The following is a 19,704-nucleotide window of genomic DNA, read 5'->3' on the forward strand; positions in this document are numbered from 1 at the left end:
TCGCTACAGCGCTCCTAACGGCGCGCTCGTGAGCGGCTTCGTAACCGCCGAGCTACACCACCTGATGGGACACGACCCCGATTGGCGTAAACTATCACCCCGTCAGTATTGAAAAGGAACGTCGGGATCGTTGTGTTTTCTACGAAATTGCGCAGCACCGCCGCGCCCCTGCCGAAACGGAAGGGTGTCACATCCGAATCATTCGAGTTAGTTTCTGTTGTTTCATTCACACCAAAACCATGTCTTATAAATCTTAAGAATGACTCACTTCCAACAGCCAATAGTTGGCGTTATACCGGTCGGCTGCGATGGTTTGGGTAAGACTCGCTTAGAAAGGTACTACGCCTGCCTGCAGCAGCCCTGCCGACCTTTGGCATGCAGCCTGCGCTCGCATTGCTGCCACACCCCGAAGCCCATAGCTCACCGCTTGCGGCCCGCCGGGTCCTGAACCTTTACCACCTGATCAACCGTGAGGAGGAGCGGGGAGATGCTGCCGCTGTGTCTGCGGAAGGAGTGGGAGCCATTCCCTGGTCGCCGCTCGCGCGTGGGCGCCTAACGCGCCCCTGGGCCGATGAACCTACGGTCGGATTTTCGGTGGGTATGAGCCCGCATCGCAATTCAGCCGCGAGTACAAACGCTTATTCGGGCGCGGACATGGTTCAGCCGATCGTTGACCCCGGACCTTAATGGCTGCTAAGGGCCTATGGGGTGCCAGAAGCCGACATTCTCTTGCCGGCCCCCAACGTGCCGGACCGCAATGGGCCCTCTTGTCGGACGTTGGGCAACTTTACTTTCGCTCGAAATCGGACGGTTTGCCGAAGGTAACATGAGTGCGTTGCACGACGATGGGCCTGATCCAGCAATGACCCCGCATGTCAGGTTCCTACAGTATGGCAGGTTGTCATGTCGATGATCATCGCCACCGTGTTCTTACTGCTCACATGCACCCAAATGCAGCGATGAGTTCTCGGACCGACTGGATCCTATAAAAAGCCGGCCTTTCTGAAGCCGGAGAGGAAGAGCTCGAAGGATGACGGGTCTGCGAAGGGAAGGTGGGCAAGGTAGCCAAGCGAGAGGTCCGGTTGCCGGCTCAGTGTGGCCTCGACTGCGACACGCGCGTTTTCCATCTCGCCCAGATGTGCGTAGGCCGCCGCAAGAAAGGCATGGATGAAGAACTGGTCGCCGGCCTTCCGATAAGCGTCGATGGCCTCGGCATATCGGCCCAGCAGGAAGAACGCGCTGCCCTTCACCTCCCAGAACCAGACCGGGGGCAACGGGTCGAGCAGTATGGCCCTTTCGAGGACCGCCAAGGACTGCTGAGGCTGGCCGCCGTAGTTGAGCCAGCTTGCATAGTCTCCGGCAATGTTGACGTCGTGCGGATTGAGCGTGCGGGCCTGCTGGAAATGCAGTCCGGCATCCCCATGCTGGCGCATATGTACAAGCACGAGACCCATGCTCTGGTTGCAGATGCCGTCATTCCGGTCGAGCAGGAGCGCCGTGCGCGCAGACTGCAAGGCACTTTGCAGCGTGCGAGGATCGCGGTCGTACCAGAATCGCGCAACCAGGCACTGCGCCAGATAGGCATGACCTTGAGCAAAAGCCGGATCGAGTTCGGCGCTCCGGGCGAACATGGATTCGCCCTTGTCCATTTCATACTGATGGTAGTGCGCGCGACCCTGCAAGTAGTAGTCGTAGGCGGCCCAATCGGCCGGCGGCGTTCGCCGCGAGCGGCTAGTCGCATCTGCCTCGGCGGCGCCTTGGACGGTTGAAGCCACGAGGGCCGCCACCTCCTCCTGAACCGAAAAGATGTCCTCAAGCGCCCTGTCGTAGCGTTGAGCCCACAAATGGAAGCCGCTGGCGCCATCGATCAGTTGCGCCGTGATCCGGATGCGGTTCCCGAGCCGTCGAACGCTGCCCTCGACGAGGTAGCGCGCGCCGAGTTGCCGGTGGACTTCCGCAGGGTCCAGCGCTGGCCCACGAAACTGAAAAGATGAATTGCGCGCGATCAACACGAGCGACCGGTATCGCGCCAGTTCGGTGATGATATCTTCGGTGATGCCGTCGCTCAGATATTGTTGGTCTTGATCGCCGCTCAAATTGGCGAAGGGCAGCACGGCAATGGTGGGTTTTCCGGACGGCGCGATCGGTCGCTGCACTGAACCTTCCACGCGCTCGACAGGAGCGGTGAAGCGGTAGCCGACGCGAGGCACGGTGGCGATCCAGTCGCCACCATGGTCGGTAGGGCCGAGCGCCTTCCTGAGCGTCGCAATCTGGACGGTAAGATTGCTTTCCTCGACCGCCAGGCCCGGCCAGGCGGCTTCCATCAGCTCGGCCTTGGTCAGGATGTCGCCGGGCCGGGCCGCAAGCGTGGCGAGCAGCGTGATGCCGCGATGCCCGATGGAGATCGGTATCTCTTGCCGCAGGAGCGTCCCCTTCTCAGGGTCGAGCACGAACGGACCAAAGGCGAGGTGAACCCGTTGCATCCCGCCATATTAGACGTTTCGGAATTTTTCGGAACAGTTTCGGCCGCGCTTTAGTACGCAGGTCCGCGCATCCGCCAAAGTAGCGTCATCGATTTTAGCAGCACCAACAAAGGACGAGCCAAATGAGCGCGCAGATTTTTCTTACCTCAAGGTTCTACCAGTCTTTCTGGAGCGAACAGCCGACGTGGACGACTGGACCGGCATCGGTCTGGGCGAGACTCATCGCCTTGCGCGGCCTGGTCGCGGTCTGGCGCGAGCGCATGTACTATCGCGAGGAGCTGAAGCGACTGGCGGAAGATGGGACTCAGCGGATCGACGACATCGGTCTCACCCTGGCTGCCGTCGAGGCGGAACTTCAAAAGCCATTCTGGCAGGCGTGATTTGCATCCATAGTTTGAACTATTATCTACCTGACTGTCAAAGCGCTTGCGGACTTCAAATTCGGGGCGCCGCACTCGAACTGCGGATGACCTCTTCGCGCGACGATATTGTTGTGCTGCGAGTTCGGGCTGGGGGTGACGGGCTGCCAGGTTTCGGGCTGCGAAGCCGCGAAAGCCGCCTTTCACCGAGTCATCGAGCTTCGACGGCAATGCGCCTAATATCGGTCTTAGAAGCCAGTATTCCAACTTCCTTGACCAGCCGTTCACAGCAACACGCGATTCGGTCATCAGTCCTTGAGCGTGGTCGTTTAGACTAGCTGGCCCGTCCTGCAGCTTCCAGGATCAGTTGGGTGATCTCGTGGGGATGAGAGATCAACGACAGATGACTTGACTTCACTTCGAGGTCTTTGCCCCCGTGCGCTTGGCCATGAAGCGTTCGAGGTCGGGATTGATCGTCCGGTCTTCGGTTGAAACGGCGTAGAAACTCGGTTTCGACCGCCAGGCCGCATGCGTGGTCTTGCCCGTGAGCAGAGCCTTTTGGAACGGCTCCTGGACTGCATAGAGCACCTTGGCCTTCGCTTCCGGCAGATCACCGGCGAAATCGCGCAGAAACGCGGCCTCGCTGAGGCGTCCTTCATCGCCATCAAAAACGATGCCGGCGGATGCTGGCGGCGGGGAAACGCCAAGGCCGTGTAGTCCTCGTTCGCATCCGGTGCCCGCATCGGGCAACCACCTCTCAGCCAGCAGATCAAGGATCTTGAGGTCGAGATCGGAACTCAGCTGTTTCACCGCGTCGCCCATGGCGCGGAGCTCACGCCGGCGGGTCAGGCCTTTCTTGAAGGCGTGAGGGAGATGCCGAAGCTCGCTGAATGGGCAGCAAAGGCGGCGCGCCGGGCATCTCGGGGCGAGACCGGCTCGATCCGCGTCGGCTTCATTCCATCTGCGGCTTTTAACGCAGTCGTACCGACGGCTGTCCGGACATTCGGCCGCGCATATCCCGACGTCGAAGTCACGTTGCAGGAGGCCAACACAAACGGGCTGGTGGCAGGACTACAGGACGGGTCGCTGGACGCCGCGTTCCTGAAGCCCAACGTCCCGGAATCGAGGCGTTCCATCTCCACGTTCTTTCCGAGGAGCCAATGCTCGTTGCGCTACCTGCCAGCCACCCTGCCGCCGCTCAGCAAGAGGTCGACCTCAACGTTGAGCAAGGAAACGTTTCTGCTGATGCCGCGCTGGTTCGGTCCGACATTCTATGACAGCATCATTGGCGCTTGCCGCAAGGCTGGCTTCGAGCCCGTGATCGGCGAGGTGGCGCCGGTGATCGGCTCGGTCGTCGTGCTCGTGGCTGCGGAACTCGGCGTGTCGATCGTGCCGGCATCGATGAGCCGGCTACAGGTTGCGGGGATAGCGTATCGACCGATTCGCGGCTGGCGCCCCGATCGACGCAGTAGCTCTGGTGCATCGGCGCCAGGAGATATCGCCGGTCGTGCGCAATTTCGTCGCGCGAACACTCGCATGAGCAGAATTCCCCGAGTTGAATATCTATCTACCCGCGGCAATGCCACCGGCCGGGCACTGCCGGATGTCCTTGAACTCGGAGCTGCTGGCGATTTGAAGTCTTGATTCAGTATCGCTAGAGAGGATGAGACGAGTGTCATGGATTGAGGGGGGCGAGTGGTGCGGCCCGAGGGCCGCCGGCCCGTCGCCGCGAGTTTAGGCCGTCACGATCTTGCCGTCCCACTCGCCACCCGAGGGAACCGAGGCGTGCTCATGGAACAGCTTCCAGCTGCCGCCGCGCCGCTTGAAGCAGTCCGTCTGGCGTACGAGCGCGTGCTTGGCGTCGCCGTTCTTGAGGACAATGTTGACTTCCTGGACCGTGCAGACCACGCCCATATCGCCGCTGATGGTGGCGTCTTCTTGCAGGATATTGATATCGCACGACTTAAACCCTTGGAAGACGCGATCGAACATCTGCATTGCCGGCTGGATGCCACGCGAGGCAAACGGCGGGATGTCGAACCACAGCGCGTCTTCCGCCCAGTGCCGCGTGCTTTGTTCGCCCGTCATGGACGCCGCCATCTCCTTCACGATCGCAATCAGAGCTTCCGTGTCGCCCTGCTGATTTTCAGCAGTCTTGGTCATTTTCATTCTCCTTCATCGAGTTGCTCGGGCTGCCTTCAACCTGATATGGAGAAGCTAGCCATCCCTTAGTGGATGGGTAGAACGGTGAATGGAATAGGATCAATTCCCAAATTGGAATGGTGGAGGTGCATTTGGATCGGATGGAGGCGATCAGGCTCTTCGTTCGGGTAGTCGAGAGTGGCAGCTTTTCGGCCGTAGCCCGCTCGCTCGGCGTCGGCCAGCCGGCCGTCAGCAAGCAAGTTGCAGCGCTCGAGGCGCACCTAGGTGCGCAGCTGCTGCAGCGCACCTCACGCAGCCTCACGCTCACCGAGGCCGGCCGCGACTTCTACGAATCCGGCGTTCGGCTGCTGGGCGACCTCGAAGCCGCTGAATCGCGGGTGGGCCGGGGTCGGGTGGCACCCTCGGGGCTGGTCCGCGCCACGGTTGTCCCGGTCTTTGGTCGCATCTACGTCGTGCCGCGGCTTGAGCAGTTTTTCGCCCGCTATCCCGACGTGTCGGTGGAATTGGTCGTGGCTGACCGGATGATGAATCTGATCGAAAACGGTATCGACCTCGCCGTGCACAACGGCGACCTCTCCGACTCCAGTTTGATTGCCAAGAGGATCGCGCAGACGCCGGTCGTAACCGTGGCGACCCCCGCTTATCTCGAGGCTCACGGCGAGCCGGCAATACCGGCCGAACTGGAACAGCATTCCTGTATCATATACGCGCCGCAGGGTTCGTCCCGCGTATGGGGGTTCCGGGATCGCTTTGGTCCCGTCATGCATAATCCCAAGTGCGCCTTCCGCACCAACGATGCGGAACAAATACGAGCCGCCGTCCTGTCCGGCATCGGAATCGCTCATGCTCCCGGTTGGTTGTTCGGAGCAGAGATAGCATCAGGCGCAGTGCGCGAAATCCTGACGGACTATGCGCCGAGGCCATTAGCAATCACAGCCGTGCGGCCAGCGGGCCGCTTCCTCGCTAGCAAAGTCCGGGTCTTCGCCGATTTCCTCGCCGAACTCTTCGCCCAAGAGCCTAGCCTTGCGCTCAATCGTGCCGGCACGGAGGGTGTGACCTTAAGTTGGTCTAGTCGTGATTAGTCGCTAGTAGACAACCCGTTGATATCGCCAGATTTTGTCGTAGCTATTCAATTGATCTGTCGGACGGCTCCTATTGGTTAGCACGGCACTGGCCAACTAACCAAAGGACCACTCCGCAATGGCAACCAAAATCGACACTCTCAACCGCGAACTCCGCAACCGCGTCAAGGCAGGCAAACCCAACCTTTGGTCGCACGGCAACGGCTTGTGCTTCGCGCTCGCCAAGAACGGAGCGGCGTCATGGTTATCCGCTACACCGTCAACGCCAAGTGCCGCGTGATGACTCGAACCGCATTCCGACCCGATCAGCGAACGCAAGCTGAAAGAACTGGAAATGGTCGCAATCGAGTATCGCGACAAAGTGAAAGCCGGGATCGATCCCCTTGCAAGCGCGAGGCAACCGCGAACCGATCGAAAAGCACTTCGGGCGACACCTTTGAAACTTTCGCCCGCGACTACATTGCGCAGCATGAAAGCGATTGGAAAAACGAGAAGCACCGCCAGCAGTGGGAAACACGCTCACCCAAAACGTTTACGCCAAGGGCGTAGTGACGATTTAACTACCTGAGCCAGATAGCGATAGCGGCAAGTTTGACAAAGCCCATGAAGTTGGCGAGCATCGTAGCCGTCGCTGGCCAGGCGCTCGGCAAAAGCTTTGCCGATTCCAGAGGATGCTCCGGTAATGACAGCGACGCCCAAAGAACTCCCGGTAGGGGTCACCTCCGTCCTCCCAATGTTTCGTGCCGATGAATTGACCCCTGAATGTCCAACAATATCGATCGGTTTTGTACTAACCAAATCTCGTCCTGAGCTCAGAGCGGTGCTGCTCCTTGAAGGCAAGATGCGGCTTTCTAGCGGGCATGCCGAAGGCGGATCGTTCGCTTCAAGCGGTCGAGGGGCCGTGGGGGAATGCCTTTGTGCGGGCAGGCATTAGAAGCTAGCTCCTAAAATGGGAGGGATGTCCTCTATTAGAAGAGTCAACTCACCACATTTCCCGAGTGCACACGCGCGCCTGACAGCACACCCGATCACGTCAAAATCAATTGCGGAATTCACACGCCTGTCGCACTGTCCGGGTTTCGTAGCTTTCGAGGAGGAAAGGCTATGTTGTACCCCGGTCAGTGCTTGGAGCCGTGCGAGATCGACATGCTCTCTCGCGTGTGCCGCATTGTATGCAACGAGAACGGCACTCCCCTTGAATCGCAGCAGGCCCAGCGCATCGCGTCCCATCTGCTCAAGCTGTTTATGAACGGCCTGATAACCGAGGAGGAACTACTGGACGCCGAGAGGAACCGGGCCGGACGGCTAAAGCAGCCGCTCCAGCATCAGCTTCCGCCCCGGAACGTTATGGCCGACAGCCGTTGCACCTCGGCTAGGAAGTTGCCCAGCTCCCCGGCCGGTGCCGCCTGCCTTTTCACAGACGGCGGCGAAGCAATTGAGGCAGAGTTTGTGAATGCTGGAGCAGGCGTTGAAGCCAGCCAGTTCACTGTTGCTGTCCTGAACGAGGCAATTGAGGTTGGTGATCTCGGAGCTCAAGTTCCGCACCCCGTCGAGCGAGAGCAAGGTAGCGCCCAAACTAAAGGTCTGGATGGACGTCCGCTCAGCCTTCCCACTGTTGGCCACGCGGCGCGGTGGTGCCGCGGTGCCCGCGACGGGCCGTAGGCGCCGAGGCTTTCCCCGTGCTATTTGCCTACGATCCAGTCCAACAATCGGGGATCTACGATCGGAGAGCCGGTATATACCCGGACAAGTTCCTCAGCGTATTTTCGCCACTCGCTCTCCGGGATGTTTTCTTCCAAGAGCGATTTTTGAAAGGTCGTCCTCAGAATATCCGCATCGAGTGCTGACAGTCCGTGTTTCGCCATGTTTTCCCTCGTGCCCCACGAGGGCGAAAGTCATTCCTCGTGCGCGGCCGCACGATAGCAATTGGAGATGGTTTGGCGAGTCAAAATCCCGTGCTGGCCTGTCAGTCGGCCCCGCAACGGACTTCCGCTGCAACCCAGCTTTGCGCCTCCATTTAAGACGTTCGGAAACCAAGAACGGGCGTTCGAATGCGGACATTGAACCCATCTGCATGAATGAGTTCCCCATTCGGCTCGGCCTTTGCGTTGCGAAGCAAGCTTACGCCTTCACCTGCTTGAAGAGCCAATCCCTCGCGGCGTTGATGTAGAAAAACTTCCGCGCGGAACCCATGTGGTCGACGCCTTTGAAAGTCAGAAATGTGATGTTGCCGTCTTCCGATAGGTAGCCGTCGATCTGATTGGTCAGCGCTTTCTGGTTATTTATTGGGAATATGAGCGTTGGGTCGAACTGCTCGGCAGGCCGGGTTACCTTGGCTCCGGCTTTTTCCCACACTGGCACGCACTTCTCATTCCAGGGTGTCGCCTTATTGTCGTCCGTGCCCGTGATGATCAGGACCTTCTGCTTGGCAAGGGTGACAACATCGCTGGGTCGCTGCTGGCCGGCGATGATGAGTCCCGCTGCAAAAGTTTCTGGATGTTTTGCCATCAGCCACAGGGAAGTCATGGCGCCCATTGACCACCCCGTGCAGTAAACCCTTTTGGGATCGATCTTCAGGACCTTGTCCCTCCGATCGTCTAGATTCGGGTTGCCATAATTCCAGGTGTTGCTGAGCAACGAATCGACCAGCCGATACGTATTTTCAACGTCGTACGTGTGCTCCCAATAATCGTTCATCGTGGTGCGCTCATAGCGCGGGGTGATAATCACGCACTCATGTTTGTCTTGCTCTTCCGGCAAGCTCCAGATGCTGGCGATGCATTGTTCAGTCAATGTCTGAGCGCAAGTACCGTCGTAGCTGGTTCCCGAATGGGTGATCGCGAGGAGGAGAGGGTAGGCTTTGTTTTCGCCGCCTTTCTCGAGGAACGACTTGGCAGGTAGATACTGTATTCGAGCCAGGCGGAACGCGTATCGTCCCACCACCAGTGGTTCTGTTCCCAGGCGTCCACACCGCGAATGACGACCCTGTTTCCGCGCCGGCCGGCATTGGTCCATACGGTTCCGGTTGCGGCGTAGACCGAGCCGCTTGCCGCTCTGACGCTCTTGTCCTGTGTCAGCGCGACCTTGTCGCTGTCTGCGGTTGGAAGGCTGAGGTCGGGGTCATGCTCGAATTCGGTGATAACGTACCGGCCGGCAACGCTCTTTTGGTCGGGACGCAGCGCAGGCTCGGCGTTGGTATAGATGGTGGCGATCGCCCGTGGCTTGGCGGGGCCGGTCATAGCGTTCTTGTCGGGTTCCTGCGGCATTCCCGGGAAAAATCCTTCGGCAGCCGGGAAGACGGCCGCGCCGTATGTGTCAGTCGCTAAACTGGCGGGATCGATATCGACGTCATACTCAACTGCAATTCCGTAAGCCTTCTCGCCACCACCAGTGACTTCGCAGAGCGCATAAATGTCCTGCAGGCCGGGACCTCTATGACCATCCGAGCTCACCGCATCGTCTGGCGCAGCAGCCGAAAAGCCGTTTCCATTCTCTGCATGGGCCTCCTTGACTCCGAGCGTCGCTACGGAGGCGGCTGCAGCCAAGGTCGTGCCGATTGCCACAAAATCTCGTCTCGATACGTTGGTCATGGAGTGTCCTCACAATGTAAGGCTGTGGCGTCCTGGGAAACGCGGGCCGAGTTGTCGGTTTCGATGGCATAGAAATAGATAAGTATTCCCACGAAAACGGCTCCCGTCAGCAACGTGCTGGGGACTAGACCAATCTTGTGGGCGAGGGCATCGCCAGCGCCGGTGCCGCCGGTGCGGATAAGGGCCAGGGTCGTCCAATAGGGTATCGGCTCGCTCAGCTTGCCGTCCTGCCTCCAAAGGGTCGTTACAAGCGCGACCAGGGCAAAGAACACGATCGCGGTACCAACTGGCGTAAGACCGAGTCTAAAAGATGCCGCGTCTCCGCCGATCGTCCCCAACACGCCCGCCAGAACCATGGTGATCCAGTATATCGGGTTGACGCCTAATGACGCAGACCCCGAACGTAGCCAATAGGTTCGATAAAGCAGCACGCTCACAACGTAGCAAACTAGGACAACGGGAAGCGAAATCGAGAAATCGATCTTGTAATCATGGAATGCGTCTCCGATGTTCGTCGCGCCGGTGCGAATTATGATAATTGCGGCCCAGAAGAAGAGCGCTGTTTTCCAGGGACTGGCACGTTCGGCTATAAATACCAGAACCAGAGCCCCAATAATCCAGGGAAGCCCGGCCACATGCCCAAGGCCAAGGCCGTCTGACATAAGGTCACCGGTGTTGGTTCCGAACGTACTGGCCAGCACCAGCGCGAGCCAGTATCGGCCGTTGAGTCTGGGCAGAGTATGCATGACAGGCGCTGTTCCTTCGTCTGGACAAAAGTGCAATTTATGGTACTGTTAAGTACCATAATTGTGGCGGACGTTCGACGGTTCAATGAGGAGTGGCTTTTTTGAGCGAACGGATCGAGCAGCTTCCAACGCATAAGAGACGAGGGCGCCCACTGACGATCGCGCCACAGGCGCGTCGAGCTCTCGTCATCGACGCGGCCTATCAGGTTTTTCTAGAAAAGGGCTTTGCCGGAACGACCACCGAGATGGTCGCGGCCAGGGCCAGCGTCTCGAAACGATCCCTCTATGAGCATTTCGCGAGCAAGACCGAACTGTTCGGGGCGGTCGTGTTGAAGTACCGGCATCTGCTGCTCGATCTGCCACGCCCACCCGACGATGACCTTCCGATGATTGACAAACTTGTGAAGGTGTTCCGCCTTGATATGGACCGCGGACGCGACCAGGAACGGGAAGCGCTATTGAACCTCATTTTGCACCAGTCCGTTCTGTTTCCTGAACTGTCGGACTATCTTTACCAGCAAAAGATACTCCGGACGCGCGAAGACCTGATCGAATGGCTGGAGGCCGAGCGTGATCGTGGCGCGATCGAGATGGATGATGTCGTCCTGTGTGCGGGCATGCTGATGGATATCGCCTTTGGAGCACTGTTGCCCAGAAGGCGACAGCAGGGCGACGACGCAAGAGACCAGCGCAAGCAAGACATTCGCCAGCGCTTTCAGATATTTCTGAGAGGGATCGCGCACCAAGCTGATCGCTAAAGTCGCTTACTTGGCGATGACCGCTTACCAAATGAACGTCAATAGGCGGGGACGATCGGCTTTCTATGCTCTCATTCGAAAGCCGTCGATCCGCTAGCGGCCCCGTTCCAGCCGTCAAGGGTCCGGCCGGTAAGAGCGCCCGCTAAACTTGGTCGTCAAAGCCGCGTTCGCCGATCTGCTCTCCGCATTGAGCGAGCTCCGATTGCCGCGACGCTCGTAACTCGTCTTACCGTGCCCGCCCTATACCCTCGGCTGGCGGGGGGCTCTTGTGCAGGCGCCGAGCCAGAGCACTATGCGGCGGACAAGGACGCCAGGGGCGCTCACAGCCCAGTGCCGCAGCGACCCGTTCCTGGAAATACTGCACTCCCCGCTCATGCCGCCCCGAGAGCGGGCCGGAGCTATAGGCCCCTGCGGCATAGTTGCGATGCGTATCGGCGCGAGATGGCGTAGTCCTCGCGTACCACGGCCAGAGTGCCTTGCACAGATTTCGCCCTGCTCTCGGATACTTCAGCAGCAATATCGGCAAAGTAGAAATGGTAATGCTGGTCTGTGTGAAGCGGTGAGGTCGGATTGATCCGGCTAACGTTCATGCCGCCATCGAAAAGCGACAGCGTCCAGTTCGGCCACATCCAAAGCCATTCCCGCGATAGAACAGACCGTCTTTCGGCGGTGCGGTCATCCGGACATAACCGGATGGGCGGTGGTCTGGAAAGCTTCGAAGTCGATGGCAGCGTAGAACGAGGGATGCGTGCCAGGGATGTGGTAGCCTTCGACGAAATTGTCGGTGTAGATCTTCCAGTTCGCCGCAAAGCTGACAGTGGCCTGATCGGTGGCGGCATAGGTCTCCAACGGCTCGTCCGCCAGTTCGGCGGGCAGAGAGCCAAGTTGATCCAAAAGACTTTCCTTCGGGTCGAGTGCCGCGAAGAGCAGCCCGCGATTCGGACAACTGCACCGGCTCCAGCGGCCAGTCTTCGGCGATGATCGCGGGATCCTTGCCATACCATGGGGCCTGCACCAGCCGTCCGGTGTCGGCAAAGGACCATTTGTGATAGGGACAAACGATCAGCCCACATTTGCCCGCGCCATCGGCCAGAAGTTTCGCCCCCCGGTGGCGGCAGACGTTCTTAAATCCGCGCAAGGTCCCGTCCCGGCCCCGGATGGCGAAGATCGGCGTGCCGGCGATGTCGATGGCAAGGTATTGACCGGACGTCGCGACCGAGGCGACAGGCCCCAATGCGCCAGCCGGAACCACACTTTCCGGTCCTCGTTCATCCGATGATGCAAGAGAAGGACACACAGTGATGGCTACCAAAGAAGAAAAGAAAGAGGCGAGCCGCGTGGTGAAGGGGCAAGAGCTGGAGGTAGAGCACCTGACGGAAATTGCCGACGTCACGCCGAAACAGGCGCGCGCATTGTTGCGAAAGCATGGTGCCGACTGGACTAGGCTCAAGGACGAAGCCGAAGATTTGAAAGAAAACTGAACTGTCGGCAAGGCTTCTCCGTTTCTGAGGGCATTGCGGGCCGGCGGGTTGACGCCGTTACGGCGAAGCGCTTCCCCTCTTATAAAAAAAGCCGATCCAGCCGGAACGCGCGCTGGCTCCTATTGAAGGCGCAAGGAAGGAACACCCGGACGCGTCAAAGAAAGACATCGCCCGTGCGGCGTTCTTTTCGATTATCGCTAACGCCGACCAGGACCACGGAAAGGGTGCTCTTGGACGAACCTACGAATGGACTCGACCCGGAGTTGGTTGGCGAGGCTGTCGAAGTCATGAAGGAGTTAGCGGTTGGTGGAATGACGATGGTGGTTGTGACACAGCAGTGCGATAGAAATCGCGCAAAAGCGATAATTGCAGCAGTGGCAAAATTTCTTATTCTACAGCGCTCTTGCGGACCTCAGTGAAATGGCGCTGCAACCGTGTGGTAAGCTGGATTACAAACTGGTGAGATGGCCTTCGAAGACGACAAGAAGCCTTGATACACCTCCCGATCGCACATCCCCGCAGAGCCATGAGAAGTACATTGCCGGTCGCACGCTGATCAGTGGCGATGGTCCAGCGTGGACAGACATGTTCGTGCAGGTCTTCTCTCGTCTCACGATACAAGAGCCGTTCCTGGTTCCGGCGGTTGCTGAACCGCTGATCGTGTGGGTGATGTCAGGGGAAGCGCTGGTCGAGGAGCGCGATCTGGGAGGCGAATGGATTGCCAACCGGGTAGCCGTCGGGGATTTCTTCCTCACGCGCTCCGCGACGCCATATGAACTGCGCTGGGTTGCCAACGGCGACGAACCGTTTCAGGTCATGCATCTCTACCTCTCGGTTCCATTGTTTGAACGAGTGGCGGAGGAGGTTTCAGGCAAAGCTACGCTGGGCCTGCGTGACATCTCCGGCGGCCGGGACGAGCAAGTATCTCACCTGCTGGCGCTCATTCACCGCGAGTTGACTGCGGAAGGGGCGGGCAGCGCACTTTTCATCCAGGGATTGGCGCAAAGTCTGGCTGTTCATTTGGTCCGGCACTACACGTCATGGGAAAACAGAGGGCGCCGGCAAAACGCTCTTCCAGGTGCGAAACTGCGCAGGGCAATTGCGTTCATGGAGGCGCACCTGCAGGAGCCGTTTGATCTGGCCCAGGTGGCGCGAGGCGTTGGTATGAGCAAGTTCCACTTCAGCCGCTTGTTCAAGAAGGCGACGGGACTTTCGCCATCTCATCAGTTCATCCGCCTGCGCGTCGCCAGAGCGCAGAGATTGCTACAGGAGACCGATACCAGCATCATCGGGGTTGCAATGGCCGTCGGCTACTCCAGCCCCAGTCACTTCGCCCAGATCTTCCGCCGCGAAACGGGGGTATCGCCCCGGGCCTATCGCCGTGACTGAGACTTTCCCCGACCACAATAGAGCAAAATCCCGACAGTTCGCGCAGGTTGCCGTGAGAAGGCGCCGACCACTCCAACTAAGTTCGTCCTTGTTCCAACGACCCCGCACGGGCCCAACAAGGAGTTGAACAATGACGAACATTTCTGGAAAAGTCGCACTGGTCACCGGTGCATCGAGCGGCATCGGCGCCGCCACTGCCCTGAAGCTTGCCAAGGCCGGCGCCAGGGTCGGTATCGCAGCACGGCGCACCGACAAGCTCGAAGCTCTCAAGAGCGAAATCGCCTCGAAGGGCGGTGAGGCCCTGGTGATCGCGATGGATGTGGTTGATGTTGCCGCAGTCGAGGCTGGCGTGAAGAAGCTGGCCGACGCCTATGGCTCCATCGACATTCTCGTCAACAATGCAGGGTTGATGCCGCTTTCCGACCTCGATCAACTCAAGACCAACGAATGGCACCGCATGGTCGATGTCAATGTGAAGGGCCTGCTGAACGTCACGGCCGCCGTGCTGCCCCGGATGGTCAAGCAGCATTCCGGCCATATCTTCAACATGTCCTCGATCGCTGGTCGCAAGGTCTTCAAGGGCCTGGCGGTCTATTGTGCGACAAAGCATGCCGTTGCCGCCTTGTCCGACGGCCTTCGCATGGAAGTCGGCCAGAAGCACAACATCCGGGTCACCTGCATCCAGCCAGGCGCCGTCGCCACCGAGCTTTACGACCACATTACCGACGCCGGCTACCGGCAGCAGATGGACGATCTCGGCAAGCAGATGACGTTCCTGCAGGGCTCGGACATCGGCGACACCATCGTTTTTGCCGCGCAGGCCCCCGCTCACGTGAATGTTGCGGAGCTTTTCGTTCTGCCGGTTGAACAAGGTTGGTAATTGAAATCAGAAAATCTTTCTGCCTCTCCGCCCGCACACGGAGAGGCATCCTCGAAAAGGAGCTTACGATGAAAGAGATACCTGCTTCTCAGGCCTATCACCTACTCGAACCGGGTCCGATCGTTCTGGTAACGACGAGCTATAAGGGCAAGCCGAATGTGATGACCATGGGTTTCCACATGATGATCCAGCATGCGCCACCGCTGATCGGCTGCGTCGTCGGGCCCTGGGACTACAGCCAGCGGGCGTTGAAAGAAACCGGTGAATGCGTCATCGCCATTCCAACAATCGATCTGGCCGAGACTGTCGTCGACATCGGCAATTGCTCTGGCGATTCCGTAGACAAGTTTCAGCGTTTTGGGCTGAAGACGCGCCCGGCAAAGGAGGTGAAGCCCCCGTTGGTCGCTGAGTGCCTAGCCAACATCGAATGCCGGGTCGCCAACGCGAGCCTTGTCGATACCCACAACCTGTTCATCCTCGAGGCGAAACGGATCTGGATTGACGAAGCCCGGACAGAACGCCGGATGCTACATCACCGCGGTGACGGCAGTTTCATGGTCGACGGCGGCCTGCTTGATCTAAGCGACCGCATGACGAAGTGGCGGCAATTGCCATAAGCCGTCGCTACGCCTTGCAGCCAACCAAATACGCTGATCATCGACTGCAAAGGATTTGCTCAGATGAATAGCCCATATAAGTCAACCTCCGCACCCGACAGAATGCATGCTTATGTCGGTCTATGGATCACCGCAGACGGCCAAATTCGCCACAACCTGCTCCAGAACGGTCGCTATGACGAAGCGCGCGGCTGTCGAGAAAGTGCTTACCAGGGCCGTTACGAGGTCCGTGGCAACCACATCGATTATTGGGATGACACCGGCTTCACAGCCGATGGTGAGTTCAGAGATGGAGTCCTCTACCATGCTGGCATGGTGCTCTATCGAGATCGTAAAATTCCGCGTTAGCGGCGATCCTCGGGCGCGGAGCATCGGCCAGATCGCCTTGCCGCGAAGGAAGAGTAGGACGCAGTTCGTTTTGCTGGCAGATTGGTGCCATAGCAACGGTGGAACGCCTCAGTTTCCTCGGCTCGCCGTTCCGACAGGAGTATGCGTCAGTAGGGATTGACGGGGCAGTCAAGCGGTCTCCGCTCAAAACTCGAAGCCGCCGATGGTCATGCCTCCGTCGACAACCAGCATTTGCCCGAACACATAGCTTGATGCGTCTGAGCAGAGCCAAACGGCGGCCTGCGCAATTTCACTCGGCTTAGCGCCTCGTTTGGCGGGAATGGCGTTCGTCGTCTGTGCCGCAAAAGACGGATTTTGGGCGCTTGCCGTTACGACCATTGGGGTCTCGGTCCACCCCGGCGCCAAGGCGTTCACTCGAATCCCGTGTGCGGCGTTCTCCATCGCCGCGACCCGCGTCAGCCCATGAACGCCATGTTTCGACGCCGCATAGGCACACATCCCGCCTGGGCCAGTCAGTGCCGCTACGGAGGCCGTGTTGCAGATCACACCACCGCCGCCGCGCTTCAGAAGCGGAAGCTCATGCTTCATGCAGAGAAAGACGCTGCGCAGGTTGGTGCGCAAAACTCTGTCGAAATCATCCGTCGGATAGTCTTCGATCCGATGCGCGCCGCCTGTGATCCCGGCGTTGTTGAAGGCGGCGTCCAACCGACCCGCCTCAGTGGCGATGCGCGAGAGAAATACCGCGACGTCCTCCTCCGACGAGACGTCGACCCGAGCGACCTGCGCTTTACCGCCCGCCTTTTCGACGAGAGCCTGGGTTTCCGCGAGGCCCTGCTCATTGACGTCCCCGCCGCAGACAAGGGCGCCGCGAGCGGCGAACGCCAAGGCAGCCTCCCGACCTATCCCCGACCCGGCCCCAGTGACCAAAACCACCTTGCCATCGAAATCATTCAACATGACGTGCTCCTGCCGGAAGCTTCACTCTCGCGGCAGCGGCTTTCACCGTTGCTGCCAATGGCGTTATTCGGTGCGCGGCCAGATTAGGCCAGCTTGATCAGGTCCTGAGCCACGAGGGTGCCGCCAAACTGCTGCAGATGGCTGGCCTGCCGCAGGGTGCCGAGGTCAAGCGCCGCATAGCCGAGTCGCTCGATGAGAGCGGCAACTTGGGACCTGGCGCTGCCGTCATCGCCAGACAGCGCCACAACGCGTCGTCCGCCCGCCTGTGCTGGCGGCGCTTCCAGTTTTGCGGCCGGGACCGTATTGAAGGCCTTTACCACCCGGGCGCCAGGAAACGCCTCCGCGACGATCTCGGTTGAGAGCCGGCCGCCCAGGTCGGCAGGCTTGAACGACGGAAAGTCGATCGCGTTGCTCGCGTCGATCACCAGGCGGTTATCCCAATTTGCACCCGCGGCATCCGCGTCCTCGACGAACGGCCGAATGGCACCAAAGGGAATCGCCAGGATCACCACGTCCGCATGGGCCGCGTCACCGGTGGTGGCGGGCCTGATGTTGAGACCAAGCGCGCGGACCATGTCTGTGAGCGACGACGGTCCTCGACTATTGGCGACCATTACATCGATGCCCTGGCGCGCGAACTGCGTTGCGATGGCATGGCCGATGGCACCAGATCCGATTATCGCATAAGTCATTTTGCTCGCTCCCTCAAACGTCGGTGGAGTGGTCGGTTGCGTAGGCTAGCGCTGCTGACCTAGGGTACGAAAGTTGTAAAATTTCGAGTCTTCTATTCGAGGAAATCGTTATGTCTGATCCCGGCACGCCAACGTTCGATCAGTTGCGAGTGTTTCTGACAGTGATCGATGTTGGAAGTTTCGCGGGCGCGGCCCGCCAGCTCAACCGAGCCACATCGGTTATCAGCTACACGATCACCAATTTGGAAGCCCAGCTTGGCGTTACGCTCTTCGAAAGAGATTCCACCCGCCGGCCCCGACTCACCGACGACGGGAAAGCGCTGCTTTCAGAAGCGCGCAATGTTGCCCTGGGCTTCAATCGATTGCGCGCAAAGGCCAAGGGTCTTCATCAAGGCCTCGAACCGGAAGTTCACGTCGCCCTTGACGTGATGCTGCCGGCGTCGCGAATTGTTGCCGCGCTCAAGAGCTTCCGGGAGGAATTTCCCACCGTACCGCTCAAGTTGAGGGCGGAAGCCTTGGGTGCCGTGACGGAGCTCGTCCTTGATCGCACATCGATGATTGGTGTCCGCGGACCGCCCGACGTGGAAATCGACGGGCTGGAGCGGATCGGCGTCGGAAGTGTCAATTTGGTTCCTGTCGCCTCACCCGACCACCCCCTGGTGTCCCAGGCAAATGGGCTCGGCGCGGGGCGACATCATGTTCAGTTGGTCCTTACCGATCGGACGTCGCGCACCGCCGGTGAGGACCTGGGCGTCATGGGCACCCACACCTGGCGCATCGCCGACCTGGCCACGAAGCACATGCTGCTTCGGGAAGGTATTGGCTGGGGGACGATGCCGGAACCCATGGTCCGCGAAGACCTCGCATGCGGCAAGCTCGTTTTGCTGGACCTGCCGGACTTCAAAGGCGGTCACTATCGCTTCTTTGCGATCCACCGGACGGACATGCCTCCAGGCCCGGCTGGCTCTTTCCTGATCAACCAGTTCGAGTGGCAATCCCATGGTATGAACGGTGGCAGCTTGCATGCCTTAGCATCGGCAGATGCAGGCGCGCCCATCGTTGTCGATGCCCCCGGACATCGCGTGGCACAAATCGAAGGCCCGCTCGTTCACGGGCGGCAGACGTCAAATTGAGCAATGAAACGAGCTAGGCGCCGGCCACTCCAGCGGTCTTAGGGAAGCATCGCCCTGCCGTGGCTATCCAAGAGTCCCCGCTCTTCATCGGTCCGCCAAGCGATCGGCCTTTTCCGGCCTTGCGCGACCGCTCCTCTCATGCAGTGCAAGCCAACGGTAGGTCCGACGGTTCGGACCCCTCGTGATCGCTTGTCGATCGCATCGAACGTCACGCGCGACCGTATCTGGCTGTTCGCCTCAGACGATTACGGTCAAATCTGAGCCCGTACTAGCCAGATATTCGATCACTTTATTTGAAGATCGAACCATCATGCAGATGGGCGCAGGCCGTCTGCGACAACAACAAAAGGAAATTACATGGCCGCTGCAGTATTCCCCAAGGTTGGTCTCGAGGCGATGTTGACACCCGAAAATTGCGTCCTTGTGCTTATCGATCATCAGGCGTTCCAGGTTGCGGGTGTCCGAAACATCGACCCTCAAATCATGATCAACAACACGGTGGCCCTCGCGAAGGTGGCCAAGGCCTTCAATGTCCCGACACTTCTGACAACTGTGATCAAGGATCGGGGTGGTGAGCTTCTCAAGGCGATCCAGGACGTGTTTCCCGATCAGGTGCCGATCGACCGGACCACTATCAACACATGGGAAGACAAGGCCTGCGTCGACTGGGTGAAGAAGACCGGCCGGAAGAAAGTCGTCATCGCGGGCCTGTGGACCGAAATATGCCTCGCTTTTCCCGTGATCCAGGCGCTTGGCGAAGGCTGGGAAGTCTATTTTGTGACCGACGCTTCCGGCGGCGTCAGCACTGAAGCGCATGACCGCGGCGTTCAACGGATGATCCAGGCCGGCGGCGTGCCGCTGACCTGGATAGTGTTCGCATCGGAACTCCAGCGCGATTGGGCGCGGGAATCGACCGTTCCCGCGTTAGCGCAGGTGCTCCTGGATCACGGTGGAGCGACCGGCACCAGTTTGGCGTGGGAGTGGCAATTGCTCGGCTCGCACGGCGGAGCCTGATGGCACGGCGAC

The 19,704-nt window shown here is 59.4% G+C and carries 21 protein-coding genes and 2 pseudogenes; 13 read left to right on the plus strand and 10 right to left on the minus strand.

The window, feature by feature from the left end; genetic code table 11:
* Nucleotides 1-983: 983 nt before the first annotated feature.
* Entirely contained in the window at nt 984-2,450 is a 1,467-nt protein-coding gene (locus tag FJ960_RS12840; RefSeq protein ID WP_246672751.1) for a winged helix-turn-helix domain-containing tetratricopeptide repeat protein, read from the minus strand.
* 155 nt (nt 2,451-2,605) lie between these two features.
* Here FJ960_RS12840 and FJ960_RS12845 point away from each other — a divergent pair, with 155 nt between their 5' ends.
* The gene (locus FJ960_RS12845) at nt 2,606-2,863 is read left to right on the plus strand and encodes a hypothetical protein (RefSeq protein WP_140714343.1); all 258 of its coding nucleotides are present in this window, start codon (nt 2,606-2,608) and stop codon (nt 2,861-2,863) included.
* A gap of 313 nt (nt 2,864-3,176) precedes the next feature.
* On the opposite strand, the pseudogene FJ960_RS12850 reads toward FJ960_RS12845, so the two are convergent.
* A pseudogene (locus tag FJ960_RS12850) lies at nt 3,177-3,582 on the minus strand (alpha/beta hydrolase); the annotation flags it as partial.
* Nucleotides 3,583-3,715: 133 nt separating this feature from the next.
* Between FJ960_RS12850 and FJ960_RS12855 the strand changes: the two are divergent.
* Nucleotides 3,716-4,486, plus strand: coding sequence for a LysR substrate-binding domain-containing protein (locus FJ960_RS12855; protein ID WP_246672753.1), 771 nt, complete (start codon nt 3,716-3,718; stop codon nt 4,484-4,486).
* Between the two features lie 90 nt (nt 4,487-4,576).
* On the opposite strand, the gene FJ960_RS12860 is transcribed toward FJ960_RS12855, so the two are convergent.
* Nucleotides 4,577-5,005, minus strand: a complete 429-nt coding sequence (locus tag FJ960_RS12860; RefSeq protein WP_181174224.1) for a nuclear transport factor 2 family protein — start codon at nt 5,003-5,005, stop codon at nt 4,577-4,579.
* A 140-nt stretch (nt 5,006-5,145) separates the two neighbouring features.
* Between FJ960_RS12860 and FJ960_RS12865 the strand changes: the two genes are divergently transcribed.
* Together FJ960_RS12865 and FJ960_RS29475 are read left to right on the plus strand one after the other, a co-directional pair.
* A complete protein-coding gene (locus FJ960_RS12865) occupies nt 5,146-6,087 on the plus strand; it encodes a LysR family transcriptional regulator (protein ID WP_246672797.1) in 942 nt (313 codons plus the stop codon).
* A gap of 240 nt (nt 6,088-6,327) precedes the next feature.
* Nucleotides 6,328-6,636, plus strand: coding sequence for a hypothetical protein (locus FJ960_RS29475; RefSeq protein WP_181174225.1), 309 nt, complete (start codon nt 6,328-6,330; stop codon nt 6,634-6,636).
* 756 nt (nt 6,637-7,392) lie between these two features.
* Here the strand turns inward: FJ960_RS29475 and FJ960_RS29480 are convergent.
* The 4 genes from FJ960_RS29480 to FJ960_RS12885 form a co-directional block, all read right to left on the minus strand.
* The gene (locus FJ960_RS29480) at nt 7,393-7,623 is read right to left on the minus strand and encodes a hypothetical protein (protein ID WP_181174226.1); all 231 of its coding nucleotides are present in this window, start codon (nt 7,621-7,623) and stop codon (nt 7,393-7,395) included.
* Between the two features lie 585 nt (nt 7,624-8,208).
* Nucleotides 8,209-8,880 (minus strand): prolyl oligopeptidase family serine peptidase, encoded by a 672-nt coding sequence (locus FJ960_RS29670; RefSeq protein WP_246672755.1) that lies wholly within the window; start codon nt 8,878-8,880, stop codon nt 8,209-8,211.
* Nucleotides 8,877-9,677: a hypothetical protein gene (locus FJ960_RS29830; RefSeq protein ID WP_246672756.1), complete on the minus strand. Its 801-nt coding sequence runs from the start codon at nt 9,675-9,677 to the stop codon at nt 8,877-8,879. Before FJ960_RS29830 ends, FJ960_RS29670 begins: the two co-directional genes overlap by 4 nt.
* The gene (locus tag FJ960_RS12885; protein ID WP_140714350.1) at nt 9,674-10,423 is read right to left on the minus strand and encodes a hypothetical protein; all 750 of its coding nucleotides are present in this window, start codon (nt 10,421-10,423) and stop codon (nt 9,674-9,676) included. The genes FJ960_RS29830 and FJ960_RS12885 overlap by 4 nt, the downstream gene beginning before the upstream one ends.
* A 101-nt stretch (nt 10,424-10,524) precedes the next feature.
* Between FJ960_RS12885 and FJ960_RS12890 the strand changes: the two genes are divergently transcribed.
* Nucleotides 10,525-11,181 carry a TetR/AcrR family transcriptional regulator gene (locus tag FJ960_RS12890; RefSeq protein ID WP_181174227.1) on the plus strand — a complete coding sequence of 219 codons (657 nt, stop codon included), beginning with the start codon at nt 10,525-10,527 and terminating at the stop codon, nt 11,179-11,181.
* 675 nt (nt 11,182-11,856) lie between these two features.
* Here FJ960_RS12890 and FJ960_RS29835 read toward each other — a convergent pair.
* Complete coding sequence (locus FJ960_RS29835) at nt 11,857-12,075, minus strand: SRPBCC family protein (RefSeq protein WP_246672757.1); 219 nt, start codon at nt 12,073-12,075, stop codon at nt 11,857-11,859.
* Nucleotides 12,076-12,482: 407 nt separating this feature from the next.
* On the opposite strand from FJ960_RS29835, the gene FJ960_RS29675 reads away from it, so the two are divergent.
* From FJ960_RS29675 to FJ960_RS12935, 6 genes and pseudogenes are all read left to right on the plus strand, one after another.
* Nucleotides 12,483-12,662 (plus strand): hypothetical protein, encoded by a 180-nt coding sequence (locus FJ960_RS29675; RefSeq protein ID WP_140714358.1) that lies wholly within the window; start codon nt 12,483-12,485, stop codon nt 12,660-12,662.
* Nucleotides 12,663-12,880: 218 nt separating this feature from the next.
* Nucleotides 12,881-13,000 (plus strand): annotated as a pseudogene (locus FJ960_RS29840) (ectoine/hydroxyectoine ABC transporter ATP-binding protein EhuA); the annotation flags it as partial.
* A gap of 28 nt (nt 13,001-13,028) precedes the next feature.
* Nucleotides 13,029-14,051 (plus strand): helix-turn-helix domain-containing protein, encoded by a 1,023-nt coding sequence (locus FJ960_RS12920; RefSeq protein WP_246672758.1) that lies wholly within the window; start codon nt 13,029-13,031, stop codon nt 14,049-14,051.
* Nucleotides 14,052-14,181: 130 nt separating this feature from the next.
* A complete protein-coding gene (locus FJ960_RS12925; RefSeq protein WP_140714362.1) occupies nt 14,182-14,931 on the plus strand; it encodes an SDR family oxidoreductase in 750 nt (249 codons plus the stop codon).
* A 68-nt stretch (nt 14,932-14,999) separates the two neighbouring features.
* On the plus strand, nt 15,000-15,548 hold the full coding sequence (locus tag FJ960_RS12930) for a flavin reductase family protein (RefSeq protein ID WP_140714651.1): 549 nt from the start codon (nt 15,000-15,002) through the stop codon (nt 15,546-15,548).
* A 63-nt stretch (nt 15,549-15,611) separates the two neighbouring features.
* Entirely contained in the window at nt 15,612-15,896 is a 285-nt protein-coding gene (locus FJ960_RS12935; protein ID WP_140714364.1) for an Atu4866 domain-containing protein, read from the plus strand.
* A 183-nt stretch (nt 15,897-16,079) separates the two neighbouring features.
* Here FJ960_RS12935 and FJ960_RS12940 read toward each other — a convergent pair whose 3' ends face one another.
* Nucleotides 16,080-16,853 carry an SDR family NAD(P)-dependent oxidoreductase gene (locus tag FJ960_RS12940; RefSeq protein ID WP_140714366.1) on the minus strand — a complete coding sequence of 258 codons (774 nt, stop codon included), beginning with the start codon at nt 16,851-16,853 and terminating at the stop codon, nt 16,080-16,082.
* A gap of 83 nt (nt 16,854-16,936) precedes the next feature.
* Nucleotides 16,937-17,545, minus strand: coding sequence for an NADPH-dependent F420 reductase (locus tag FJ960_RS12945; protein ID WP_140714368.1), 609 nt, complete (start codon nt 17,543-17,545; stop codon nt 16,937-16,939).
* 110 nt (nt 17,546-17,655) lie between these two features.
* Here FJ960_RS12945 and FJ960_RS12950 point away from each other — a divergent pair, with 110 nt between their 5' ends.
* Nucleotides 17,656-18,678: a LysR family transcriptional regulator gene (locus FJ960_RS12950; protein ID WP_140714370.1), complete on the plus strand. Its 1,023-nt coding sequence runs from the start codon at nt 17,656-17,658 to the stop codon at nt 18,676-18,678.
* A gap of 357 nt (nt 18,679-19,035) precedes the next feature.
* Nucleotides 19,036-19,692 (plus strand): hydrolase, encoded by a 657-nt coding sequence (locus FJ960_RS12955; protein ID WP_140607946.1) that lies wholly within the window; start codon nt 19,036-19,038, stop codon nt 19,690-19,692.
* Nucleotides 19,693-19,704: the final 12 nt, after the last annotated feature.

Origin of the sequence: Mesorhizobium sp. B2-3-11 (genome assembly GCF_006442215.1) — a bacterium.
GTDB lineage: Bacteria > Pseudomonadota > Alphaproteobacteria > Rhizobiales > Rhizobiaceae > Mesorhizobium > Mesorhizobium salmacidum.